The 20,749-nt window shown below is 60.8% G+C and carries 29 protein-coding genes; 13 read left to right on the top strand and 16 right to left on the bottom strand.

The window, feature by feature from the left end; translation table 11 throughout:
• Nucleotides 1–68: 68 nt before the first annotated feature.
• The 4 genes from HBN63_RS10200 (at nt 69) to HBN63_RS10185 (ending at nt 2,583) form a co-directional block, all read left to right on the top strand.
• A complete protein-coding gene (locus tag HBN63_RS10200; RefSeq protein ID WP_160089719.1) occupies nt 69–1,076 on the top strand; it encodes a class 1 fructose-bisphosphatase in 1,008 nt (335 codons plus the stop codon).
• A gap of 3 nt (nt 1,077–1,079) precedes the next feature.
• A complete protein-coding gene (locus HBN63_RS10195) occupies nt 1,080–1,697 on the top strand; it encodes a DUF924 family protein (RefSeq protein WP_170049336.1) in 618 nt (205 codons plus the stop codon).
• Between the two features lie 68 nt (nt 1,698–1,765).
• Nucleotides 1,766–2,020 carry an outer membrane protein assembly factor BamE gene (gene bamE / locus HBN63_RS10190; protein WP_090254847.1) on the top strand — a complete coding sequence of 85 codons (255 nt, stop codon included), beginning with the start codon at nt 1,766–1,768 and terminating at the stop codon, nt 2,018–2,020.
• Nucleotides 2,020–2,583, top strand: coding sequence for a lipocalin family protein (locus HBN63_RS10185; protein WP_170049377.1), 564 nt, complete (start codon nt 2,020–2,022; stop codon nt 2,581–2,583). Before bamE ends, HBN63_RS10185 begins: the two co-directional genes overlap by 1 nt.
• Before the next feature lie 7 nt (nt 2,584–2,590).
• On the opposite strand, the gene HBN63_RS10180 is transcribed toward HBN63_RS10185, so the two are convergent.
• The gene (locus HBN63_RS10180) at nt 2,591–3,037 is read right to left on the bottom strand and encodes a DUF2141 domain-containing protein (protein ID WP_170049335.1); all 447 of its coding nucleotides are present in this window, start codon (nt 3,035–3,037) and stop codon (nt 2,591–2,593) included.
• A gap of 31 nt (nt 3,038–3,068) precedes the next feature.
• On the opposite strand from HBN63_RS10180, the gene HBN63_RS10175 reads away from it, so the two are divergent.
• The 4 genes from HBN63_RS10175 to HBN63_RS10160 all read left to right on the top strand — a co-directional run bounded on the left by HBN63_RS10175 (nt 3,069) and on the right by HBN63_RS10160 (nt 6,711).
• Nucleotides 3,069–3,986: a dialkylrecorsinol condensing enzyme gene (locus tag HBN63_RS10175; RefSeq protein WP_170049334.1), complete on the top strand. Its 918-nt coding sequence runs from the start codon at nt 3,069–3,071 to the stop codon at nt 3,984–3,986.
• Nucleotides 3,987–4,148: 162 nt separating this feature from the next.
• A complete protein-coding gene (locus HBN63_RS10170) occupies nt 4,149–5,315 on the top strand; it encodes a beta-ketoacyl-ACP synthase III (protein WP_170049333.1) in 1,167 nt (388 codons plus the stop codon).
• The gene (locus HBN63_RS10165) at nt 5,312–5,719 is read left to right on the top strand and encodes a hypothetical protein (protein WP_160089708.1); all 408 of its coding nucleotides are present in this window, start codon (nt 5,312–5,314) and stop codon (nt 5,717–5,719) included. The genes HBN63_RS10170 and HBN63_RS10165 overlap by 4 nt, the downstream gene beginning before the upstream one ends.
• The gene (locus tag HBN63_RS10160; protein ID WP_170049332.1) at nt 5,716–6,711 is read left to right on the top strand and encodes a BtrH N-terminal domain-containing protein; all 996 of its coding nucleotides are present in this window, start codon (nt 5,716–5,718) and stop codon (nt 6,709–6,711) included. Before HBN63_RS10165 ends, HBN63_RS10160 begins: the two co-directional genes overlap by 4 nt.
• 65 nt (nt 6,712–6,776) lie before the next feature.
• Here the strand turns inward: HBN63_RS10160 and HBN63_RS10155 are convergent, their stop codons facing one another.
• From HBN63_RS10155 to HBN63_RS10130, 6 genes are read right to left on the bottom strand one after another with little or no spacing between them, the layout of a single operon-like run.
• The gene (locus tag HBN63_RS10155; RefSeq protein ID WP_170049331.1) at nt 6,777–7,334 is read right to left on the bottom strand and encodes a hypothetical protein; all 558 of its coding nucleotides are present in this window, start codon (nt 7,332–7,334) and stop codon (nt 6,777–6,779) included.
• Nucleotides 7,325–8,449: a beta-ketoacyl synthase N-terminal-like domain-containing protein gene (locus HBN63_RS10150; protein ID WP_170049330.1), complete on the bottom strand. Its 1,125-nt coding sequence runs from the start codon at nt 8,447–8,449 to the stop codon at nt 7,325–7,327. Before HBN63_RS10150 ends, HBN63_RS10155 begins: the two co-directional genes overlap by 10 nt.
• Entirely contained in the window at nt 8,446–8,712 is a 267-nt protein-coding gene (locus tag HBN63_RS10145) for an acyl carrier protein (RefSeq protein ID WP_170049329.1), read from the bottom strand. The genes HBN63_RS10150 and HBN63_RS10145 overlap by 4 nt, the downstream gene beginning before the upstream one ends.
• A complete protein-coding gene (locus HBN63_RS10140) occupies nt 8,694–9,890 on the bottom strand; it encodes an ABC transporter permease (protein ID WP_170049328.1) in 1,197 nt (398 codons plus the stop codon). The genes HBN63_RS10145 and HBN63_RS10140 overlap by 19 nt, the downstream gene beginning before the upstream one ends.
• On the bottom strand, nt 9,887–10,771 hold the full coding sequence (locus HBN63_RS10135; protein ID WP_170049327.1) for an ABC transporter ATP-binding protein: 885 nt from the start codon (nt 10,769–10,771) through the stop codon (nt 9,887–9,889). Before HBN63_RS10135 ends, HBN63_RS10140 begins: the two co-directional genes overlap by 4 nt.
• A complete protein-coding gene (locus HBN63_RS10130; protein ID WP_170049326.1) occupies nt 10,764–11,171 on the bottom strand; it encodes a beta-hydroxyacyl-ACP dehydratase in 408 nt (135 codons plus the stop codon). The genes HBN63_RS10135 and HBN63_RS10130 overlap by 8 nt, the downstream gene beginning before the upstream one ends.
• Nucleotides 11,172–11,272: 101 nt before the next feature.
• Between HBN63_RS10130 and HBN63_RS10125 the strand changes: the two genes are divergently transcribed.
• Nucleotides 11,273–11,827, top strand: a complete 555-nt coding sequence (locus tag HBN63_RS10125; protein WP_170049325.1) for an isoprenylcysteine carboxylmethyltransferase family protein — start codon at nt 11,273–11,275, stop codon at nt 11,825–11,827.
• Nucleotides 11,828–11,947: 120 nt separating this feature from the next.
• Nucleotides 11,948–13,867: an autotransporter domain-containing SGNH/GDSL hydrolase family protein gene (locus tag HBN63_RS10120; RefSeq protein ID WP_170049324.1), complete on the top strand. Its 1,920-nt coding sequence runs from the start codon at nt 11,948–11,950 to the stop codon at nt 13,865–13,867.
• Between the two features lie 35 nt (nt 13,868–13,902).
• On the opposite strand, the gene HBN63_RS10115 is transcribed toward HBN63_RS10120, so the two are convergent.
• On the bottom strand, nt 13,903–14,337 hold the full coding sequence (locus HBN63_RS10115; RefSeq protein ID WP_170049323.1) for a hypothetical protein: 435 nt from the start codon (nt 14,335–14,337) through the stop codon (nt 13,903–13,905).
• A 123-nt stretch (nt 14,338–14,460) separates the two neighbouring features.
• On the opposite strand from HBN63_RS10115, the gene pip reads away from it, so the two are divergent.
• The gene (pip, locus tag HBN63_RS10110; protein WP_170049322.1) at nt 14,461–15,432 is read left to right on the top strand and encodes a prolyl aminopeptidase; all 972 of its coding nucleotides are present in this window, start codon (nt 14,461–14,463) and stop codon (nt 15,430–15,432) included.
• On the top strand, nt 15,429–15,866 hold the full coding sequence (gene dtd / locus HBN63_RS10105; protein ID WP_170049321.1) for a D-aminoacyl-tRNA deacylase: 438 nt from the start codon (nt 15,429–15,431) through the stop codon (nt 15,864–15,866). The genes pip and dtd overlap by 4 nt, the downstream gene beginning before the upstream one ends.
• Nucleotides 15,867–15,874: 8 nt before the next feature.
• On the opposite strand, the gene HBN63_RS10100 is transcribed toward dtd, so the two are convergent.
• Together HBN63_RS10100 and HBN63_RS10095 are read right to left on the bottom strand one after the other, a co-directional pair.
• Nucleotides 15,875–16,462: a 2-hydroxychromene-2-carboxylate isomerase gene (locus HBN63_RS10100; RefSeq protein ID WP_170049320.1), complete on the bottom strand. Its 588-nt coding sequence runs from the start codon at nt 16,460–16,462 to the stop codon at nt 15,875–15,877.
• 46 nt (nt 16,463–16,508) lie between these two features.
• A complete protein-coding gene (locus tag HBN63_RS10095) occupies nt 16,509–17,237 on the bottom strand; it encodes an SDR family oxidoreductase (protein WP_170049319.1) in 729 nt (242 codons plus the stop codon).
• A gap of 100 nt (nt 17,238–17,337) precedes the next feature.
• On the opposite strand from HBN63_RS10095, the gene HBN63_RS10090 reads away from it, so the two are divergent.
• Complete coding sequence (locus tag HBN63_RS10090) at nt 17,338–17,835, top strand: helix-turn-helix domain-containing protein (protein ID WP_170049318.1); 498 nt, start codon at nt 17,338–17,340, stop codon at nt 17,833–17,835.
• Here the strand turns inward: HBN63_RS10090 and HBN63_RS10085 are convergent.
• From HBN63_RS10085 to hisI, 6 genes are read right to left on the bottom strand one after another with little or no spacing between them, the layout of a single operon-like run.
• Nucleotides 17,832–18,539: a 16S rRNA (uracil(1498)-N(3))-methyltransferase gene (locus HBN63_RS10085; protein WP_170049317.1), complete on the bottom strand. Its 708-nt coding sequence runs from the start codon at nt 18,537–18,539 to the stop codon at nt 17,832–17,834. The genes HBN63_RS10090 and HBN63_RS10085 overlap by 4 nt on opposite strands.
• Entirely contained in the window at nt 18,536–19,339 is an 804-nt protein-coding gene (gene tatC / locus HBN63_RS10080) for a twin-arginine translocase subunit TatC (protein WP_160089674.1), read from the bottom strand. Before tatC ends, HBN63_RS10085 begins: the two co-directional genes overlap by 4 nt.
• Nucleotides 19,336–19,689 carry a Sec-independent protein translocase protein TatB gene (tatB, locus tag HBN63_RS10075; RefSeq protein ID WP_170049316.1) on the bottom strand — a complete coding sequence of 118 codons (354 nt, stop codon included), beginning with the start codon at nt 19,687–19,689 and terminating at the stop codon, nt 19,336–19,338. The genes tatC and tatB overlap by 4 nt, the downstream gene beginning before the upstream one ends.
• A gap of 3 nt (nt 19,690–19,692) precedes the next feature.
• Nucleotides 19,693–19,932: a twin-arginine translocase TatA/TatE family subunit gene (gene tatA / locus HBN63_RS10070; RefSeq protein WP_090254894.1), complete on the bottom strand. Its 240-nt coding sequence runs from the start codon at nt 19,930–19,932 to the stop codon at nt 19,693–19,695.
• A 28-nt stretch (nt 19,933–19,960) separates the two neighbouring features.
• Nucleotides 19,961–20,293 (bottom strand): phosphoribosyl-ATP diphosphatase, encoded by a 333-nt coding sequence (locus HBN63_RS10065; protein ID WP_090255176.1) that lies wholly within the window; start codon nt 20,291–20,293, stop codon nt 19,961–19,963.
• Nucleotides 20,294–20,300: 7 nt separating this feature from the next.
• A complete protein-coding gene (gene hisI, locus HBN63_RS10060; RefSeq protein ID WP_090254896.1) occupies nt 20,301–20,702 on the bottom strand; it encodes a phosphoribosyl-AMP cyclohydrolase in 402 nt (133 codons plus the stop codon).
• Nucleotides 20,703–20,749 lie beyond the last annotated feature (47 nt).

Genomic DNA, 20,749 nt, shown 5'->3' with positions numbered 1-20,749 from the left:
GTGCTAAAGCGCTTTCCCCGCTAAAAGGGTAAACTGCGCGCGATTTTTCTTCCTTCCCGGAGCCATCCATGTCCCGCGTTACCCTCAGCCGCTACCTGATCGAGCAGACCCGTTGTAACAACACCCCGGCCGATCTGCGTTTCCTTATTGAAGTGGTCGCACGGGCCTGTAAGGAAATCAGCCATCAGGTATCCAAGGGTGCACTGGGCGGCGTGTTGGGCAGCATGGGCACCGAGAACGTGCAGGGCGAGGTGCAGAAGAAACTCGACGTGATTTCCAACGAAATCCTGTTGGAAGCCAACGAGTGGGGCGGTCACCTGGCCGGCATGGCGTCCGAAGAAATGGACAATGCCTACCAGATTCCCGGCAAGTACCCGAAAGGCGCTTACCTGTTGGTTTTCGATCCGCTGGACGGCTCCAGCAACATTGATGTCAACGTTTCGGTCGGCACCATCTTCTCGGTGTTGCGTTGCCCGGATCGTAATGGTGATGAAGGCGACCTCGGTGAGGAAGCCTTCCTGCAGCCGGGTACCGAGCAAGTGGCGGCTGGTTACGCGATCTATGGTCCGCAAACCATGCTGCTGCTGACCCTTGGTGATGGCGTTAAAGGCTTTACCCTGGACCGTGAGCTGGGCAGCTTTGTGCTGACCCACGACAACATCAAGGTGCCGGAGTCGACCAAGGAATTCGCCATCAACATGTCCAACCAGCGCCACTGGGAAGCGCCGGTACAGCGCTATGTCAGCGAGTTGTTGGCGGGCGAAGAAGGCCCGCTGGGCAAGAATTACAACATGCGTTGGATTGCCTCGATGGTGGCCGACGTGCATCGCATCCTGACCCGTGGCGGCGTGTTTATGTACCCGCGCGACAGCCGCGAGCCTGAGAAGCCGGGCAAGCTGCGCCTGATGTACGAAGCCAACCCGATGTCGATGATCATCGAGCAGGCTGGCGGCGTGGCCACCAACGGCACCCAGCGCATTCTCGATATTCAGCCGACTTCCCTGCACCAGCGCGTCGCCGTTTTCCTGGGTTCCAAGGAAGAAGTGCTGCGCATCAGCGCCTATCACCGCGAGTAAGCGATGAACGCGCCCTGGCAGCCGTTACTCGACTGGTGGTTCGGTGCTGCCGGCTGCGGCGCTGGCGTGACGGCTGCCGAGGTGGCTGCCAGTCGTACTGCGCTGTGGTTCGGCAAGCAGGACAGCCAGGATGACCAGGCGCGCGAGCAGTTTGGTGGGCTGGTTGAGCAGGCTCTGAGTAACCAGCTGCAAGACTGGCAGCACGAACCTGAAGGCTGGCTGGCAAACTTGCTGTTGCTCGATCAGCTGCCACGGATGATCTTTCGCGATACCCCGCGCGCTTTTGCTGGGGATCTGCTGGCTCGACCGTTGGCCCTGCACGGGCTGGCCCAGTGCTGGGATCAGCAACTGCCACCAATCCAGCGGGTATTTACCTACCTGGTGTTGGAACACGCCGAAGAGCTGGCGCTGCAGGATCAGGCTGTGCAGCTGTTTGAGGCTTTACTTGAGCAAGCCGTTACGGCCGAACGCGAGCTGTTTGCCGGTTATCTGGATTTTGCCGAGCGCCATCAGCGAGTAATCGCGCGTTTTGGCCGCTTTCCCCATCGCAACGTGATTCTCGGGCGTACCTCCAGCGCCGAGGAATCTGCCTTCCTGTTGGAACCTGGCTCGCGCTTCTAGCATCCAAGCAGGCATGCTCGGTATTGCTATGCCAAGCTGGTCTTGGTTCTTTCCTCAGGAGTTTCCCCATGTCTCTGCGTGTCGTCGCACTACTCGCCGGTTGCCTGCTGCTGGCCGCCTGCAACAAGATCAATCAGGACAATTACACCCAGCTCAAGGCGGGCATGAGCAAGGATGAGGTTGAGAGCCTGCTGGGCAGTCCAGGCGAATGCGCCGGCGCGTTGGGTATGTCCAGCTGCACCTGGGGCGATGAGCAGCGCTTTATCAGCGTCCAGTACGCCGGCGACAAGGTCATGATGTTCTCCGGCAAGGGGCTGAAGTGATGCGCCTGTTGGCGGCGTTGGCCGCAGCGGCGTTGTTGGTGGGTTGCGCCAACTCCGGCACGGGCGTGGTGCCGCCAAAGACGGTAGAGCAGGTCGATCTGCAGCGTTACCAAGGCACTTGGTACGAGCAGGCGCGTTTGCCGATGTTCTTTCAGCGCAACTGCGCGCAGTCTGAAGCGCTCTATACGCTGCAGGATGACGGCGCGATTGGCGTGACCAATCGTTGCCGCACGTATGACGGCGATGTGCAGCAGGTGCAAGGTCAGGCCGTGGCGCAGGTGCCGGGCGAAACCAATAAGCTCTGGGTGCGTTTCGACAACTGGGCCAGCACCCTGCTGCCAGGGCTGACCAAGGGCGAGTATTGGGTGCTGTACCTGGATGACGATTACCAGACTGCGCTGGTTGGGCACCCCAATCGCGAGTACCTCTGGCTGCTGACGCGCGATCAGGACATCAGTGCGCAACGTCGCGCCACTCTGCTTGAGGAAGCGCGCAGCCGTGGCTACGACACTCGCGCACTCATCTGGCGGCGGACGGATGCCGAGATGGCCTTGCAGCGTTAAGCGCCGCTTATTGCTTGGCTTTCGGGCTCTGCAGGCGGATATGCAACTGAGTGTCCGCCGTGCCGTGCTCAAACACGCTATCAGCCGGGGTCGGTTTGCCATTGAACAGCGGTGGGTTGCTGGATAAACCCACCGGCTCAAGTGGAATGCCCCGTCGGCCTTGGTCGAGCAGACCGTTGCCATTGCTGTCCTGGAACACCTGGATGGCATAGCGGCCGGGCGGCACGTTATCCAAACGCAGCTCGCCGTCGTCACTCCGTTGCTGGCGCAGTGGTTGTTCGGGCCAGCGGTTTTGTTCGCCGCTCACCAGTGCTGCGTACACGGGGCCTGTGGCCTGTATGCCGCCGACTGTGACCAAGATGTCGCCAGCCTGGGCCGCTGAGCTGACCAGTAGCAGCAAAAGGCCAGTCTGATAGCCGGCCTTCTTTACGGTTTGAAGAATTCTCTGTGGCATAATCCGGGCATTTCGCAGGAAGTGGCTGGCGATGCGTCAGGTCTTGATCGTTCATTTTTCGCAAACCGGCCAGCTAGACAGGTTGGCACAGTCGGTATGCGGACCTTTACAGCAATGCCGCGATATTCAGCTGGATTTTCTCACGCTGCAACCCGCGCAACCTTACCCGTTTCCTTGGCCGTTTCTCGGTTTTTTCCGGATTTTTCCGGAAACCGTGTTGATGCGCCCGCAGCCATTGCTGCCGTTGGCGGTCGATGCGAACAAGCGTTATGACCTAGTGATCCTCGCCTATCAGGTGTGGTTCTTGTCGCCCTCGCAGCCGATGACGGCTTTCCTGGCTTCCACTGAGGCGGCGAAGCTGCTCAAGGACACGCCGGTGGTGACGCTGATCGGCTGCCGCAACATGTGGCTGATGGCTCAAGAGAAGGTCAAGAAGCAGCTCACTGAACTGGGCGCGCGGCTGGTGGACAATATCGCCCTGACGGACGCTTGCGGAACAGCAGCGAGCTTTCTAGCAACGCCCTTGTGGCTGTTTACCGGACGGCAGAAGCCCTACAGCTGGGTGCCGCGCGCCGGTATCGATGAGGCGCAAATTAGCTCCGCCAGCCGCTTTGGCGTGGCCATGAGGCAACGCTTAACGGCTGACAGCCTACCGATTGCGCAACCGATGCTCCGCGGCCTCGGTGCCGTGCGAATTGATGAAAAGCTGATCGCCAGCGAGAGGGTCGGCAATCGCAGCTTCCAGTTATGGAGCCGCTTGCTGGCGGCGTTAGGCCCGCAGCAGAGCCGTCGGCGTGGCGCCGGGCTGGTGGTGTATATCGTCTTTCTGTTGTGCCTGATTGTCACGGTCGTGCCACTCAGTGCCTTGCTTAAAAAACTGTTGGCGCCGCTGTTAAAAGAGCGCACCCAGCGTGAGAAGGCTTACTTTGCCGGCCCGTCTGGCGAGTGACGGGAGCCTCTAAAAACTACCTGCGTTGTCATCGCTGCGTTGAAAACAGGCTCAAAATGCTCATTTACCGCACGTAAACTGCGCTTTTTCTCCTGTTTTCGCCTTGCGCTGACTGCCTCGCTTACGTTTTTAGAGGCACCCTAAGTGACCCGAGGAAGTCCCGTGGTACAACCTGTATATATCAACCGCATCAGCGCATTCCTGCCCCATGAGCCGGTCGACAACGAGCAGATGGAAGCACGCCTGGGCCTGGTCGGCGGCAAACCCTCGCGGGCGCGCAAGCTGATTTTGCGCAGCAATGGCATTGTTCAGCGCCACTATGTGATCGACCCGCAGACCGGCGCACCGAGCATGAACAATGCCCAGGTCAGCGCGGCAGCGATTCGTGGCTTGCTCGGTGGCGATTTCCAGTTGAATGACCTCGATTGTCTGGTGGCCAGCAGTGCCTCGCCGGATCAGGTCATGCCTGGTCATGCGGTGATGGTGCAAGGCGAGCTGGGCAATCCGCCGTGCGAAGTGGTGTCCACCGCCGGTATTTGCCTGTGCGGCATGACCGCGCTGAAATACGCCTGGATGAGCGTGGCCAGTGGCGAAAGCCGCAACGCCGTAGCCTGCGGCTCGGAAGTAGCGTCGACCCTGATGCAGGCAAGCAATTTCAACGCCGAGTACGAGAGCCGCCTCGACGAGCTGGAAACCCACCCGGAAATTGCCTTCGAGAAGGACTTTCTACGCTGGATGCTCTCCGATGGCGCAGGTGCCGTGCTGCTGCAAGGCCAGCCTAACCGCACAGGCCTGAGCCTGCGCATCGACTGGATCGACATCTTCTCCTTTGCCGATCAGATGCCGCCGTGCATGTATGCCGGCGCGGAAATGGTCGACGGCCAGCTGCAGGGCTGGAGCCGCTATGACGGCGGCGAGCGCAACCGCCGCTCGCTGATGGCGATCAAGCAGGATGTCAAACTGCTGAACGACAACATCGTCAAATACACCGTGGAAGAGACGCTGAAGCGCATCATGGCGCGCCGCGAGCTGCAGGCCGATGCGGTGGATTATTTCCTCCCGCACTATTCCTCCGAATTCTTTCGCGAGCGCCTCTCCGTAGGCCTGGCCAATGCCGGCTTGCCAATCCCGCAGGAACGTTGGTTTACCAACTTGACCCGTAAGGGCAATACCGGCGCCGCGTCGATCTTTATCATGCTTGATGAGTTGTTCAATTCAGGTAGCCTGCGCAGCGGCCAGCGTTTGCTCTGCTATGTGCCGGAAAGTGGGCGCTTCTCCAGCGCCTTTATGCAGTTGACAGTGGTTGGCCAGGACGGTGACAACACATGAAGCTCGATGAGGTTCCTCAGGACCACAGCTCCACTTACGGCGGCCATTGCAAGCTGGTTTATGCCGTGGATGCCAGCGGCCATTACCAGGGCGCGCAGAGCGATGGCTGGGAGCCGGAAGCTTTTGCCACCCAGCTGGCCGTAGCCGAACTGCAGGAGCAGGAAGCCGAGGCCGAGGCTGGCTGGCAGCGCGGCGAGCTGTCGCCGCTGAAGTGCCTGATGTACCGCTACCGCCTGGATGAGCCAGCGTTGGCGCAGATTACTGGGCTGTGGCAGTGGCGTATTCGGCGGCACTTTCGTCCGGCGATTTACAAGACACTGTCGGCAGCCATCCTGGCGCGTTATGCGGACGCCTTCGGCCTGCCTGTTGAGCAGCTGATCATCTATCAAAAGGATTTGGCATGAGCAGTTTTCAGCATCAACAGAGCGCCCACTGCGAAAGCGGGGTGATGGCCAGTCTGTTGACCCATGCCGGTTTGCCGATGAGCGAGCCGATGGCGTTCGGCCTGGCCTCGGGCCTGGCGTTTGCCTACCTGCCGATCGTCAAACTCAGCGGCATGCCGCTGATTGCCTACCGCATGCCGCCTAAGCACCTGATCAAGACCCTGAGCAAACGCCTGGGAGCGAAGCTGCACACGCGCACCTTCGGCGATCCCGAGCAGGGCCGACGTGAACTGGATGCAGCGTTGGACAGTGGCCGTCTGGCCGGGCTGCAGAGTTCGGTGTTCTGGCTGCCGTATTTCCCGTCGGAGATGCGTTTTCACTTCAATGCGCACAACCTGCTGGCCTATGGCCGCGAGGGCAATGACTACCTGATCAGCGATCCGGTGTTCGAAGCGCCCGTGCGCTGCGCCGCCGAAGACCTGCAGAAGGCGCGTTTTGCCAAAGGGGCGCTGGCCGCCAAGGGGCTGATGTACTGGCTCGATGATGTGCCGCTGGAGCAGGACTGGAACAAACTGATCCGCCAGAGCGTGCTGTCCACCACACGGATTCTCGATGGCATGCCGCTGCCGTGGATCGGTATTCGCGGTATTCAGCACCTGGCCAAGCAGATCGACAAACTCGATCCCGCGCAGAGCAAGTACAACCGCCTGTACCTGACCCATATCGTGCGCATGCAGGAAGAAATCGGCACCGGCGGCGCGGGTTTTCGCTTTATGTATGCAAGCTTTTTGCAGGAAGCTGGCGAGAAGCTGGGCGACAACAACCTGCAGGAAGCTTCAGCGCAGCTGACCGCCATCGGCGACCAGTGGCGTCAGTTTGCCTCTGCTTGCGTGCGCGCCAGCCGCAACAAGGGCGAGACGCCCAACTTTGCGCCCATCGCCGAGAGTCTGCGTGGCATTGCCCTGCAGGAACGCGGGTTGATGAAAGAGCTGGCGGCCTGGAGCAAACGCTAGGGTGGATCGCGCTGTATCGATCCACTGTTCAACGCCGCTGGTGGATGAACGCGGCGTCATCCGCCTTACAGCTTGATACGCAGCACCTCGGTATCTGCACTTAACTCGGCAAAACTGTTGGCGTAAGCGCCAGCAGTTGCACCTTCAAGCAGCACCGCCTGCACACAAAAATCCCCGTGCTCATCGCAGACCAGCAGCAACGCCTGCTCGATGAGGCCGTCCTGCAAATCCAGATTGGCCAGGGCCTGTAGTTGCATCCAGACCTGTGCGCCAGCACCGATAAACAGGTTTGGCCCCTCGATGCTCAGCTGTTGGGCGATATGAAAGCCGGCGGCATTGCTCACGCTGTTCACAAACTCGAAAGGCTTGGGCTGCTTGTGTTGTACGCACACGGCCTCCAGCAACGCGCCCATGGTGGCTCGCGCCGGGTGCGCCGAAGCCAGGTACAGGCCGCAATTGCGGCGCACCTGGGGTTTCAGCGGCGCGGCGGCCAGCAGGCATTGCAGAATCAGCCGGTCGATACGCCGTGGCGGGCTGTCAAGCCACTGCCCGAGGGCGGTCTTCAGCTGTTTATCATCCATGCTGGCCAGGCCGTGGATCTCACAGGCAGCGATTATCGGCATGCTGAATCTCCCTGGGCGCAGCCTTGTAAAACCAGGCTGGCATTATTGCCGCCAAAACCGAAGAAGTTGGCCAGCAGCAGGCTGTCGGCCGCCAAGGCTTGCGGTTCTGCGCTAAAGGGCAGCAGGGCTTCGTTGGCGTAGTCCACGGCTGGAAGTGCGCCCAGCTGCAGGGTTTTGAGCAACAGCAGGCTTTCACTCAGGCCACAGGCCCCCAGGGTGTGGCCGAGCCAGGGTTTAAGCAGGCTCAGGGCCGGCATCTGTTCGCTATACAGCCGGCGCATGCCGTTGCTTTCGGCTTCATCGTTGGCGCTGGTGGCGGTGCCATGCAGTTTCACCAGATTGATCTGCGCCGCCGAGCAGCCGGCACTGTTGAGCGCCTGTTGCATGACCCAGTGGATATGGCTGCCATCTTCGCGAGTGGTGGTCAGGCTGCTGGTGTCGCACGCACTGAAACCGCCGAGCAGGCGCGCCAGCGGTGCGTCACCGGGTTCGCGGCTGAGCAGCGCCGCGGCATAGGCTTCGCCCAGCAAAAGGCCGTCGCGTTCAGGGTGGAAGGGGCGGTATTGCCCGCTGGGGCTGGTCAGCATCAGCGCGCCGAATCCCTGCATAGCGATGGCGCTGGGTGTCTCGAAACTCAGCACCAGGGTGCGGGCATACTGGCCTGCGTTGATCAGGCGGGCGCCGTACAACAGGCCATTAGCCGCGCTGGTGCAGGCGGTGTTCAGGGTAAAGGCCGCGGCAAACCCCCAACGCTGGCGCAGTTGGTGGGCCAGCAGGTCGAGGGATGTTGAGTCATCTGGGCAAAAGCTCTGGCGTTCGGTGGTCAGGGCTTCCAGCTCACTGATATCCAGGCTGGTGCTGGCGACAATCAGCAGGCAGTCGTCGAGCGTTTGCGGTGGGACGCCGAGGGTCTCAGCCAGCAGGCGATCCAGGCGCTCACTCAGACTTTCGCCAGTGTTAGCCGCGTAGAGGTACGTGCGCGGCTCCTGCACTTCATGCAGTACGAAGGGCTCCCCCTGAGGCGCCTGGCCGCGTTGCAGGGCCTGGGCGGCATTGAGCAGATCATCACCCAGGGCGCAGTGCAGGGCCGCGCGTTGCAGGTAGATGGGGGTCACTGCTGCTGCCTGATGTAGGCGGCAATGCTGGAAATGCTGCCGAGAATGCGCCGTCCATCCTTGGCGCCCTCAATGCGCACGCCGTAGTGCTGCTGCAGCGCCAGGGACACTTGCAGAGCATCCAGGCTGTCCATGGCAATACGGCTTTTGCCGCCGAACAGTGGCTCGTCATCGCTGATGCTTTGCCAGTCGATATCGTCTTCCTTGTCGCACTCGCGAATCAGCAGTTGTTTGAGTTGTTGTTCTAGTAGTGAGTGGTCCATTGCGTGCGCTGTACTCGTCGGGTGAACAGAAGCAGCCCAGCCATGCCGCATACGGCTGCAAACAGCAGCAGGCGCGCGCAGTAGGGGGCGATGTCGGCCAGTGAGCCGTGGCCCACCAGCAGGGTGAGGAAGGCGTCCAGCGCCCAGCTCATGGGGGAGATTTCCGCCAGTTGGGCCATGGCCGCCGGCATCACACTTTTCGGCACCATGATCCCGCCAATTGCGGCCAGCAGGATATTGATGCCGCCGCCGAGCAGTAGCGCTTGTTCGCTGCTGCGCGCCAACGCGGCGAGCAACAGGCCCAAACTGCAGGTGGCAAGCGCCACACTGATGGCCAGCAGCGGATACGCCATGGCGCTACCGGGCAGGCTAAGCGCCGGCAGACCAAGCAGTGGCAGGCCGTAGACGCCAATACTCAGCAGCAGAGCGAACTGCAGCAGGTTGATGGCGAAGTACGGCAGCAGTTTGCTCAATACCAGGGTGCCAAGGTTCAGCCCCAGGCAGCGCAGGCGCAGCAGGGTGCCGCTTTGTTGTTCGCGCTGAAAGCCACCGGCCATCGGTAGCATCACAAAGAACATGCCGAAGATCAGCCAGGCCGGCACGCTCAGTTGGGTGGCATTGGCGCGGCCGCTGAGGTCGCCGCTGGCCAGTTGTTCCTGTTCATTGATCTGGCTCTGAGTGCGCTGCTGCACCAGTTTCAAACGCTCAGCACGGCTGAGTTCGGCATCAACTACGCCGCTGTCTTCCAGATAGGCCAGCAGCCGGGTCTGCGCCAAGGCGATGCTCACCGCGCTGTGCAGGCGCTGGCGTGAGAGTTTGTCGAACTGTGCCGGGTAGCTCAGGCTCGGCCCTTGATGCGGGCTGTCCAGCAGCGTGTCGGTGAAGTCTGCGGGCAGGCGAACCCGGGCCAGACGTTCGTCGCTGTTTGTGAGCAGCGTGCTGTCCGCCAGTTGCGCCTGCAGGGCGTCGCGGAAGAACTGGCTGGCGTCGTCCTGCGGCGCTTCGATAATCAGGCGCAGTGCGGGCGGTTTATCCTGCATATAGCTGGACATGGCCCCGGCCATCAGCAGCAGAAACAGCGTCGGCATGATGAACAGCACGGCCAGCGCATGGGGGTCGCGCAGCAGCAACAGCACTTCCTTGCGCGCCAATGCCAGGAGCCCTGTCCAGAGCCTCATAGCCGGCCTCCGTTAAGGCGCAGATAGAGCTGCTCGAGCGATGGGCGGCCGAAGCGCAGCAGGTTGGGCAGGCCATCCTGGGCGGCGACAAATTCTGTAATGGCCAGCAGCTGCTGGCCATTCAGTGCTGCGAGACGTAGACCCTTGGGCAGCACTTCGGCGCTCAGTTGCAGGTGTGCGAGCAGTTCGCTCAGACCTGTGGGCGCAGCGTCCGGCCATTCCAGCAGCAGGCCGTGGTCGTCGCCGAGCAGCTGGCGTTTGTCCAGATCCAGGCGCACCTGGCCTTCGTGCAGCAGCAGAATGCGCTGGGCGACCCGTTCGACTTCTTCCAGATAATGGCTGGTGTAGATCACCGCCTTGCCGTCGGCCGTCAGCTGCTCGACGGCTGCCAGCAACTGTTGGCGACTCGCGGCGTCGACGCCCACGGTGGCTTCATCGAACAGATAGAGGTCAGCCGGTTGCAGCAAGCCGATGGCAAAATTCAGCCGCCGCTGTTCGCCGCCGGACAGCTGCTCGCTGCGCCGCGTCAGCTTGTCTTCCAGTGCACAAATATCGATGCATTGTTGTAGACGCTGACGGCGTTCAGCACCGCGCAGGCGATACAGGTCGGCAAACAGTTCGAGGTTCTCGCCTACCTTGAGCCCGGCATAGAAGGCCAGCTGCTGCGGCACCAGGCCCAGCCTGGGTTGACCTTCCCAGCGCAGCTCACCCTGCTGCAACGCCAGCACGCCGCTAAGCAGTGAGAGCATGGTGGTCTTGCCGGCGCCATTGCTGCCCAGCAGGCCCAGGCATTCGCCGGCCTGCAACTGCAAGTCGATGCCTTGCAATGCGGCGCGGTTGGCGCCTGGATAGCTGTGGACGACATTGCGCAGTTCAAGCATGAATCAGCACCAGCAGCAGTTTGCCGTCGAGCAGCAGTTGTTCTTCGCTGTGGATACTGAAGGCATAGAGCGCGCCGGCCGGGCTCAGTGCCTCCTGCTGGGCGCTGACCTGCAATGCGCCACTGCGCTGAGCTGGCTCGTGATGCAGCTGCAGCTGCGAGAGCTTGCCGACCAGGGCCATTTCAATGGCATTGCCGTCGCCGTATAAGGCACCATGCGCGGCGCACAACTGGGCCGCCGCCTCGAACAGCAGGCAGGGCGAGGCCGCTGGGCCGAAGGTATCTAGGTAGCGCCAGGCACTCAGGCCCTGAATGCTCAGGCTGTCATGCGCCAACAGGCCGTCCAGCCAGAGAGCTGGGCCTTGATGGGGCAGCAGGCTGTGCAGTTGAGTGCGATCCATTGCGGGCGGCCGAGGTAAATAGGTCGGCAGTGTAACAGAGGGGCTGCAAGTCACGCAGTGCCTGGGTTTGGCAGGCCAGCGAGCAAAATTGGAGAGGTTCTATGGCGTGGTTGCAAGGGGGCGCTTTTGCGCTGGGGACGCTGGTGTTGGTGGCGCTGTCCTGGCGGGCATTGCAGCGGCCCAAGTCCCACGGCTTCTACCGTTTTTTTGCCTGGGAGGCGATCCTGGCGTTACTGGTGCTCAACGTGCCACAGTGGTTTGTCGACCGTTTTTCCACTCACCAGCTGGTGTCCTGGGCCCTGTTATTCGCTTCGCTGCTGGTGCTGTTTCCCGGTCTTTATCAATTGCGCCGCATGGGCCGCCCGAACGAGCAACGCACGGATGCCGAGCTGTTTGCCTTTGAACGCACCTCGCAGCTGGTGACCAGCGGCATTTACAGCCACATCCGCCACCCGTTGTACGCCTCGCTGCTATTGCTGGCCTGGGGCGTGGCCTGTAAGCAACCTAATGGCCTGAGCCTGGTTCTGGCGCTGCTGGCCAGCCTGACACTCTGGCTGACTGCCAAGCGCGACGAAGCTGAGTGTCTGCAGCAGTTTGGTGAGGCGTACCGCGACTATATGCAGCGCAGCAGAATGTTTATTCCCTGGGTGATATAGCGCGATTCAACCGCTGAATAGGCTTTCTATTTACCCGTTTGGGTGAGAGCCGCGTGCGTGGGTTCTCATTAGTCTCCTTCGCTTGCCTGTGTAGGGCATCACAATAAGAAGGGGAACCCCATGAGTCATCCATTGAAAGCCTTGAGCGCTGCTGTGCTGCTGGCGAGTCTGTCTGCAGCGTCACAAGCCATGCCTTATTCGCAGTTGATCATTTTTGGCGATTCCTTGAGCGACAGTGGGCAGTTTCCGGATCTGGGTAGCCCTTTACTGGCGGGTAACCCGACTGGAGGGGTGCGCTTTACCAACCGCACTGGACCGAACTACTTAGGCAATAACAGCGAGTACTTCGATACGGTTGCCACCCAGCGTTTGGCTTCCCTGCTAGGCCTACAGGCGCTGCCCTCGACACCCATTCTGCCGCAGATACTGACTGGTAACGCCGATGGCACCAACTATGCCGTGGGCGGCTATCGCACTGATCAGATCCTGAGTTCGATCACCGCGGCCAATGGTTCTGTGGTGGATGCTGGCGGCGGCATCAGTCGTACTCGTAATGGGTATCTGGTAGATGTGCCACGCGTTGACCCCAATGCGTTGTTCTACATCAATGGTGGTGGCAACGATGTGCTGCAGTTTGTTGTGACTGACCAGGCAAGCGCTGCGGCTGCAGCGGCTGATTTGGTCGCGGGGGTAGCGGCTCTTCAGGCTGCAGGCGCGCGGACCATTATCGTCGCCGATCTACCTGACGTCGGCTTGACGCCAGCGGGTTTCGCCACCGGCTTCCGCGCGGCCTGGTCGAATGCATCAGGGCTGCTCAACGATGAGTTGGGTACTCAGTTGGCTGCATTGGGCGGCAATGTCATTCGCCTCAATTTCCGCGGTTTGCTTACCGAGGTGAAGGCTGATCTGGCCTCTTTCGGCTTCGACCCCTTGGTGGCGCAGACTGATGTCTGCTTCAGCGGCAGTAGTTGCCTGGCCGATCCGACCTGGGGCATCACAGGGCTCACGCCCAACCCTGACCGCTTGATGTTCAATGACGGGGTGCATCCGACTGCAGCCGTGCAACAGATCAGTGCGGATTATATTTTTTCGATACTGGGCGCGCCCTGGGAAGTGTCCCTGCTGCCGGAAATGGCGATGGCCAGCCTGAATGCCCATCAGCAGCAATTGCGCAGTGAGTGGCAAACAGATCGCGGCCTTTGGCAGGCTCAGGGCCAGTGGCGTAGTTTTGTCACGGCCAGCGGCATGCGTCAGCAGTTTCAGCGTGATGCTGCCACGAGTGGTGGTGACAGTGATGGCTTGGGCGTCCACCTGGGCGGTAGTTACCGCTTCGATGAAAACTGGCGCTTCGGCCTCTCGCTGGGCTTACAGCATCAGCAATTGGAAAGCGACAACGATTCCGAGTACGACCTGCGTAGCTATTTGCTCAGCGCCTTTTCCCAGTACCAAAAGGAGCGTCTGTGGGCTGATGCCAGCCTGAGTCTAGGGCTGCTGGACTACAGCGACCTCAATCGTCAGTTTGCTCTGGGGATTGCCGAGCGCCGCGAGAAAGGCGATACCGATGGCAAGCTCTATGCGCTGTCTGCGCGAATTGGTTATGACCTGGCCAATGCCGGCACTGACTGGCGTGTCAGCCCCTTTATCAGTGCCGATCTGGCACGGGTGGATGTGGATGGTTATGCCGAGCAGGGCAACAGTTCCACGGCACTCAACTTTGGCGATCTGCAGCGTGACAGTCGCCGCTTGGGTGTAGGCCTGCAGCTTAATTATCAATTGAGCAACAGCACCCAGCTGTATGCCGAGGTCGCCCGTGAACGCGAGTTCGAGGACGACCGGCGTGACTTGAAAATGGGGCTTAACTCCGTGTCGGGCAATCAATTCGAACTGCAGGGGCATACGCCAGCCAATGGACAGACGTTGGCCAGCTTCGGTGTGCAGCATGTTTTGGGGAATGAGTTAAAGCTGAGTGCAGGCTACAACTTCCGTGGCACTACAGACCGCCAGCACGGCATTAACCTTGGGCTCAGCTTGGACTGGTAACTCTGTTAGCCGCCCGCAGCCTTTCTGTAGGCGGCTTATTGCCAGCTCAGCCGTGCCAGCTTCCACTCATCGCCTTCAAGCCACCACTCCATCTTCACGCTGTAGTGACGTGCACTGTCTGGGATCAGGCCTTCGGCACCGGCCAGGGCGACCTGGGCTTCGGTGTGGCCTTTTTCACTGTAGGTCGTGTCGAGGTAGCTGTTCTTGCTCAGGGCCAGCACCTTGATGTTCTTGTGGCGCATAAACAGCAGCAACATGGTGCGCTGCGCCCACTCACGGTCAAATTCGCCTTGGGCCGAGAACTGCGGGTGCAGCTGGTCGAGTACCACGTTGTTCTTCTTCGCTTCCAGGTTGTCCTGCAGTTGTTGCACGGCTGCTTCCAGCGCGGCCTGCGGATCATCTTTGGCACCGCAACCGGCGAGCAGGGTGCAAAACAGTAGGAAAGCTAAGGCAAATATCCGTGTTGGCATGCTGAACTCCTTTTTCATGGTTATGATGCCCGGCAGAGCTTAAAGCGGTTGCGCCCGTGGGTGTTCGGCGCAAGGCCGTCGACGTTACATCGCGCATTATTCAGGTCAAGTCAGGAGCATGCCATGCAGACCTTGTATCCGGAGATTAAACCCTACGCCCGTCATGAGCTGGCGGTGCAGGCGCCGCACGTGCTGTATGTCGACGAGAGTGGTTCGCCGGATGGTCTGCCTGTGGTGTTTATTCATGGCGGCCCGGGCGCCGGCTGCGACGCGGCGAGCCGGCGCTATTTCGACCCCAACCTGTACCGTATTGTCACCTTCGATCAGCGTGGCTGCGGCCGTTCCACACCGCACGCCAGCCTGGAGAACAACACCACTCAGGCACTGATCGCTGACATGGAGCAGATCCGCGAGCACCTCGGCATCGACAAATGGGTGCTGTTCGGCGGCTCATGGGGTTCGACCTTGGCGCTGGCTTATGCTCAGGCTCATCCGCAGCGCGTGCATGGGCTGATTCTGCGCGGCATCTTTCTGTGTCGCCCGCAGGAAATTCAGTGGTTCTACCAGGACGGGGCGAGCCGCCTGTTCCCCGACTACTGGGAAGATTACCTCGCGCCGATCCCAGCGGATGAGCGCGGTGATCTGGTACAGGCCTTCTATAAACGCCTGACCGGCCCTGATCAGATAGCCCAGATGCATGCCGCCAAAGCCTGGTCGACCTGGGAAGGGCGTACTGCCACCCTGCGCCCCAATCCGCAGGTGGTCGACCGTTTCAGTGACGCTCACCGCGCGCTGTCGATTGCCCGCATCGAATGCCATTACTTCGTCAATAACGCTTTCCTCGAAACCGATCAGCTGCTGCGCGACATGCCGAAGATTGCCCACTTGCCCGGGGTGATCGTGCACGGCCGCTATGACGTGATCTGCCCACTGGACAACGCCTGGGCGCTGCACCAGGCCTGGCCGAACAGCGAACTGCAGATCATCCGTGATGCGGGGCATTCGGCCGCAGAAGTCGGCATTACCGATGCCCTGGTACGTGCGGCGGACGACCTGGCGCGGCGCCTACTCAACCTGTCTCCGGACGAAGCATGAAGGCACTGATTCAACGGGTGCTTGGCGCCCGAGTAGAAGTGGCGGGTGAGGTGGTTGGCGCAATTGATCAGGGCTTGCTGGCGCTGGTGGGCGTCGAGCCGCAGGACACCCCGGCCAGTGTCGATAAAATTCTGCACAAGCTGCTCAACTACCGCGTGTTCAGCGATGCGGCTGGCAAGATGAACCTGTCGCTCAGCGATAGTGGCGGCGGCTTGCTGTTGGTGTCGCAATTCACTCTGGCCGCCGACACCAAGAGCGGACTGCGCCCAAGCTTTTCCAGTGCCGCACCACCGGCGCTGGGCGCGGAGCTATTCGACCTGTTGGTTACCCAGGCCCGCGGCAAACACTCGCAGGTTGCCACTGGCCAGTTCGGTGCCGATATGCAGGTGCATCTGGTCAATGACGGGCCGGTGACCTTTCTGCTGGAGAGCTAGCAGCGCGGCTAGCGCGCGAGGGCTTCGGCGACAAAGTCCAGACGATCCTGGCCGAAGTGCATCTCCTGGCCGATGAAGAAAGTCGGTGCGCCAAACACGCCGCGCTTGATCGCTTCTTCAGTGGTGGCCTTGAGGCGTTCCTTCACCGCTTCATCGCTGACCAGTTGCTCAAACTCACTCAGGTCGAAACCCGCGCTGCTCAATACTTCTGCCACGACCTCAGGCTTGCTGAGGTTTTTCTGTTGCACCCACAGCGCCTCGAAGAGGGTTTTCACGTAGTGCTCGAAGCGTTCGCTGCCCTGATAACCGGCTGCGCCGCGCATCAGGGTGAGGGTGTTGATCGGGAAATGCGGATTGAAGGCCATCGGCACGCCATAGCGGCTGGCAAAGCGTGCAAGGTCCCTGAGCATCCAGGCGCCCTTGCTCGGGATCATCACTGGCGACTGGTTGCCGGTGGCTTTGAATACGCCACCGAGCAACATCGGTCGCCAGATAAGCTGCGCGCCGGCTTCGCGGGCGATTCGCGGCACCTGGGTCCAGGCCAGGTAGCTGGCTGGGCTGCCGAAATCGAAAAAGAATTCCAGGGTTTTGCTCATTGCATGCTCCTTTGGGAGATTTTGTTATTGGGCGAGCGCGCAGTCGTTAGAACGTCTCAGACCATGGCCGCAGGTCCAGCTCATGCACCCAGCAATCGCGAGGCTGGCAATGGATCTGCCAGTAGGTGTCAGCGATGTGGTCGGGATTGAGAATACCGTCCTGATCCTTGAGCTGGTACAGCTGCGGAAAGGTGTCGCGGATAAACGCGGTGTCGATGGCCCCGTCGATAATCGGGTGGGCGACATGGATGCCCTTGGGGCCGAGCTCGCGGGCCATGCTCTGGGCCAATGCGCGCAGGGCGAACTTGGCACTGGCAAAGGCGGCGAAATTCGCGCGGCCACGCAAAGAGGCGGTGGCACCGGTAAAAATGATCGTGCCCTGACCGCGCGGCAGCATGACCTTGGCCGCTTCACGGCCCGTGAGAAAACCGGCCAGCGCCGCCATTTCCCAAACCTTGCGGTAGACCCGTTCGGTGGTTTCGGTGATGGAAAACTGCACGTTGGCGCCGATATTGAACACCACCGCATGCAGCGGGCCGAACTCGCGCTCAATGGTGGCCAACAGCTCGACCACCTGCTCCTCAACGCGTGCATCGCAACCAAAGGCGCGGGCAGTTCCGCCAGCCGCTTCGATCTCCGCCACCAATGGCACGAGTTTCTCGGCGTTGCGTCGTGCCACGCAGGCGACATAACCCTCGCGGGCGAAGCGTTTGGCGATGGCGCCGCCGGTGGCATCACCAGCGCCGACGACCAGAATTGTTTTGCGTTCGCTCATTGCGATCTCCATCAGTTCTATTTTGGAACCTGTTTCGATAGTCGGTTCCATTTTGGAACCTGTCAAGCTATCGTGAGCCATTGCTGTTGGAGGTTGGCTTATGCGTTGGGAAGAACTGGAGCAGCAACCCTGCTCGCTGGCCCGCACCCTGTCGGTGGTGGGTGATCGCTGGACGCTGCTGGTGCTGCGCGAGAGTTTTCTCGGTATTCGTCGTTTTGACGCGTTCGAGAAACGCCTGGGGATTACCCGGCATGTGCTGGCCGATCGCCTGAAAAAACTGGCTGAAGCGGGCGTGTTGGACAAGGTGGCCTATCAGCAGCGGCCGTTGCGTGAGGAGTACTGCCTGAGCGCTAAGGGCCGTGATCTGTATCCGGCCATCATGGCGCTGGTGCATTGGGGCGACCGCCATATGAGTGGCGCGGAGGGTGCGCCGATTCGGCATATCCACCGCAGTTGCGGCCAGCCGATGCATGGCGTGCTGGTGTGTTCGGATTGTGGTGAGCCGCTGCAGCCGCGTGATGTTCAGTTGGTTGAAGCGCCAGCGCTCAAGGGTCAGCTACTGCCGGCGCATTGGCATCAACTGCAGGATCAGGCTTAGAACAGGCGCGCCAGTAATGCAGTCACCGCTGTTTCCACCCGCAGAATTCGCGCGCCCAGCTGCACCGGTTGCAGGCCGGCTTCGGTGAGCTTTTCCACTTCGTAGGGAATCCAGCCGCCTTCGGGGCCGATGGCCAGCGTCACAGGCTGTTCGACTGCGCGCGGGCAGGCTGGGAAGTCGCCGGGATGGCCGACCAAGCCCACTGTGCCAGCAGCGATGCCAGGCAGCTGATCTTCGACAAAGGGCTTGAAGCGCTTCTCGATAATGACTTCCGGCAGCACGGTATCGCGGGCCTGTTCCAGGCCGAGAATCAGCTGTTCGCGAATCGCTGCGGGTTCGAGGAAAGGCGTCTGCCAGAAGCTTTTTTCCACCCGGTAGCTGTTCAGCAGAATCAGCCGAGGCACGCCCATGCTGCTGACGGTTTGTAACACGCGCCGCAGCATCTTCGGCCGAGGCAAGGCGAGCAGCAGGGTCAGTGGCAGTTTCTCAGGCGGCGGCTGATCGAGCTGCACCGCTAGTTCAGCCTGCTCGGCGTCCAGACGCAGCAGCTGTCCACTGCCCATCAAACCATTCAGGCGGCCGACACGCAGGTTGTCGCCGGCTTCGGCGCGGTGCACTTCATGCAGATGCTTGAGGCGACGGCCGCTGAGCAGCACGCGGTCGGCAGCGATAAAGTCGCCGTCTTCCAGCAGCAGCAGGTTCACGGTTGTGCAGCGGGTGGTTGGTCGTTGGTCGAACTGTCGCTTTCCTCTGTCGCCGCGGTTTCCTCGTCGTCACGGCGCTTGACCAGGCTGCCGCAGAGCAGGCCGGCTTCAAACAGCAACCACATGGGTACGGCCAGCAGGGTTTGCGAGAACACGTCTGGCGGTGTCAGCACCATGCCAACGACGAAGCAGCCAACGATCACATAGGGCCGGCTTTTACGCAGGGTGGCGACATCGACCACGCCAACCCAGATCAGCAAAAAGGTCGCGATGGGGATTTCGAAGGCCACGCCAAAGGCGAAGAACAGGGTCAGAACAAAATCCAGGTACTGACCGATATCGGTCATCATCGCCACGCCTTCAGGGGTCACGCTGGCGAAGAAACCGAACATGATCGGGAACACCACGAAGTAGGCGAAGGCCATTCCCGCATAGAACAGCAGGATGCTGGAGATTAGCAGCGGGACGGCAATGCGCTTCTCATGCTTGTACAGCCCTGGCGCGATAAAGCCCCATATCTGATGCAGGATGATCGGGATGGCCAGAAATAGCGCGACCATCAGGGTCAACTTGAACGGCGTGAGAAACGGCGAGGCCACACCGGTGGCGATCATCGTTGCGCCTTCCGGCAAGTAAGCGCGCAGTGGCGCGGCGACCAGTGCGTAGATGTCCTGAGAGAAATAGAACAGCCCGGCAAACAGGGCGAACACCGCTGCGACAATGCGCAGCAGGCGCGTGCGCAGTTCGGTCAGGTGGGAGACCAGGGGCATTTCCTGATCGCTGTCCGGTCGTTGGCTCATGGTTGTGGGCTTTTGTCCTGACGGGTGCTGTCGGTAGCGGCTACCGGCTCTGCGGCGGGTGCAGCGGCAGGGCTCGGTTCCGTGATACTGCTAAGCGGCGCGCTGAGGCTTTGCTTCATCGCGTTCATTTCCCGCTCCAGCTCAAGGATCTGCTCGTTATGCAGCTGGCGGCGGATTTCATCCGCGCCGATCTCACGCTCGACCTCAGCCTTGATCGCGCTGAAGCTGCGTTTGATCCGGCCGATCCACAAACCGGCCGTGCGTACGGCGCCGGGCAGGCGATCAGGCCCCAGCACCACCAGGGCGACGATGCCGACCAGCAGCAGTTCGGTAAAGCCGATATCAAACATGGCTTAGTCTTTTTTCGCCGGTTCTTCGACCTTGCGCGCCTGAGCGTCGATGGTCTGACCTTTCGGCTCATCCACGGCAGGGGCCGGCTTCTCTGCGTCGCCGTTGTCCATCGACTTACGGAAGCCCTTGATCGCGTCGCCCAGGTCAGAACCCAGGCCCTTGAGGCGCTTGGTGCCGAACAGCATGACCACGATCAGCAGGATGATCAGGAGTTGCCAGATGCTAATGCCACCGAATCCCATAATGCGTACTCCGAAAGTGAAGGTTTAATCAGTCTTGCGAGCGTGCGGCTTTTTCCGCGTGCCCGGAGAGGCCGAAGCGCCGGTCCAACTCGTCCAATACGGCCTGGGGGTGCTGCCCCAGAGCGGCAAGCATAACCAGGCTGTGGAACCACAGGTCGGCGGTTTCATAAATCACATCGCTGCAGTCGCCGCTGACGGCTGCATCTTTGGCCGCGAGGATGGTTTCCACCGACTCCTCACCGACCTTTTCCAGAATCTTGTTCAGGCCCTTGTGGTACAGGCTGGCGACATACGAGCTGTCGGCGGCAGCGCCTTTGCGCGACTCCAGCACCTCGGCCAGGCGGCTCAGGGTATCAGTCATGGCTGAGTCACTCATGGGTATGTCCTGCGCTGTAGATGGCGTGCGGGTCTTTCAGTACCGCTTCGACGATTTTCCAGGTACCGTTCTCAAACACCCGGTAAAAGCAGCTCTCGCGGCCGGTGTGGCAGGCGATACCGCCCAGCTGTTCAACCATCAGGATGATCACGTCGGCGTCGCAGTCCAGGCGCATTTCATGCAGTTTCTGCACATGCCCTGATTCTTCGCCCTTACGCCAAAGTTTGCCGCGCGAGCGTGACCAGTAGATGGCACGTTGTTCGGTGGCCGTCAGGGTCAGCGCCTCACGGTTCATCCAGGCCATCATCAGCACACGGCCGGTCTTGTGGTCCTGGGCGATGGCCGGTACCAGGCCGTCGCTGTTCCAATTTATGTCGTCGAGCCAGTCAGTCATTGCAAGTTCCGCCCATCTCGGGCTGTCTGATTCAGAAAGCTAGTGTG

The organism is Pseudomonas sp. WS 5011 (assembly GCF_012985775.1).
Lineage (GTDB): Bacteria > Pseudomonadota > Gammaproteobacteria > Pseudomonadales > Pseudomonadaceae > Aquipseudomonas > Aquipseudomonas peli.
The sequence above is the reverse complement of the archived record's forward strand: the minus strand, read 5'-3'. Positions and strand labels throughout refer to the sequence as shown.

Excerpts from the sequence above, each read along its gene's own strand:
- HBN63_RS10200 (WP_160089719.1), top strand. The coding sequence starts at position 69 with ATGTCCCGCGTTACCCTCAGCCGCTACCTGATCGAGCAGACCCGTTGT.
- HBN63_RS10195 (WP_170049336.1), top strand. The coding sequence starts at position 1,080 with ATGAACGCGCCCTGGCAGCCGTTACTCGACTGGTGGTTCGGTGCTGCC.
- bamE (WP_090254847.1), top strand. The coding sequence starts at position 1,766 with ATGTCTCTGCGTGTCGTCGCACTACTCGCCGGTTGCCTGCTGCTGGCC.
- HBN63_RS10185 (WP_170049377.1), top strand. The coding sequence starts at position 2,020 with ATGCGCCTGTTGGCGGCGTTGGCCGCAGCGGCGTTGTTGGTGGGTTGC.
- HBN63_RS10180 (WP_170049335.1), bottom strand. The coding sequence starts at position 3,037 with ATGCCACAGAGAATTCTTCAAACCGTAAAGAAGGCCGGCTATCAGACT.
- HBN63_RS10175 (WP_170049334.1), top strand. The coding sequence starts at position 3,069 with ATGCGTCAGGTCTTGATCGTTCATTTTTCGCAAACCGGCCAGCTAGAC.
- HBN63_RS10165 (WP_160089708.1), top strand. The coding sequence starts at position 5,312 with ATGAAGCTCGATGAGGTTCCTCAGGACCACAGCTCCACTTACGGCGGC.
- HBN63_RS10160 (WP_170049332.1), top strand. The coding sequence starts at position 5,716 with ATGAGCAGTTTTCAGCATCAACAGAGCGCCCACTGCGAAAGCGGGGTG.
- HBN63_RS10155 (WP_170049331.1), bottom strand. The coding sequence starts at position 7,334 with ATGCCGATAATCGCTGCCTGTGAGATCCACGGCCTGGCCAGCATGGAT.
- HBN63_RS10145 (WP_170049329.1), bottom strand. The coding sequence starts at position 8,712 with ATGGACCACTCACTACTAGAACAACAACTCAAACAACTGCTGATTCGC.
- HBN63_RS10140 (WP_170049328.1), bottom strand. The coding sequence starts at position 9,890 with ATGAGGCTCTGGACAGGGCTCCTGGCATTGGCGCGCAAGGAAGTGCTG.
- HBN63_RS10135 (WP_170049327.1), bottom strand. The coding sequence starts at position 10,771 with ATGCTTGAACTGCGCAATGTCGTCCACAGCTATCCAGGCGCCAACCGC.
- HBN63_RS10130 (WP_170049326.1), bottom strand. The coding sequence starts at position 11,171 with ATGGATCGCACTCAACTGCACAGCCTGCTGCCCCATCAAGGCCCAGCT.
- HBN63_RS10125 (WP_170049325.1), top strand. The coding sequence starts at position 11,273 with ATGGCGTGGTTGCAAGGGGGCGCTTTTGCGCTGGGGACGCTGGTGTTG.
- HBN63_RS10120 (WP_170049324.1), top strand. The coding sequence starts at position 11,948 with ATGAGTCATCCATTGAAAGCCTTGAGCGCTGCTGTGCTGCTGGCGAGT.
- HBN63_RS10115 (WP_170049323.1), bottom strand. The coding sequence starts at position 14,337 with ATGCCAACACGGATATTTGCCTTAGCTTTCCTACTGTTTTGCACCCTG.
- pip (WP_170049322.1), top strand. The coding sequence starts at position 14,461 with ATGCAGACCTTGTATCCGGAGATTAAACCCTACGCCCGTCATGAGCTG.
- dtd (WP_170049321.1), top strand. The coding sequence starts at position 15,429 with ATGAAGGCACTGATTCAACGGGTGCTTGGCGCCCGAGTAGAAGTGGCG.
- HBN63_RS10100 (WP_170049320.1), bottom strand. The coding sequence starts at position 16,462 with ATGAGCAAAACCCTGGAATTCTTTTTCGATTTCGGCAGCCCAGCCAGC.
- HBN63_RS10095 (WP_170049319.1), bottom strand. The coding sequence starts at position 17,237 with ATGAGCGAACGCAAAACAATTCTGGTCGTCGGCGCTGGTGATGCCACC.
- HBN63_RS10090 (WP_170049318.1), top strand. The coding sequence starts at position 17,338 with ATGCGTTGGGAAGAACTGGAGCAGCAACCCTGCTCGCTGGCCCGCACC.
- tatC (WP_160089674.1), bottom strand. The coding sequence starts at position 19,339 with ATGAGCCAACGACCGGACAGCGATCAGGAAATGCCCCTGGTCTCCCAC.
- tatB (WP_170049316.1), bottom strand. The coding sequence starts at position 19,689 with ATGTTTGATATCGGCTTTACCGAACTGCTGCTGGTCGGCATCGTCGCC.
- tatA (WP_090254894.1), bottom strand. The coding sequence starts at position 19,932 with ATGGGATTCGGTGGCATTAGCATCTGGCAACTCCTGATCATCCTGCTG.
- HBN63_RS10065 (WP_090255176.1), bottom strand. The coding sequence starts at position 20,293 with ATGACTGATACCCTGAGCCGCCTGGCCGAGGTGCTGGAGTCGCGCAAA.
- hisI (WP_090254896.1), bottom strand. The coding sequence starts at position 20,702 with ATGACTGACTGGCTCGACGACATAAATTGGAACAGCGACGGCCTGGTA.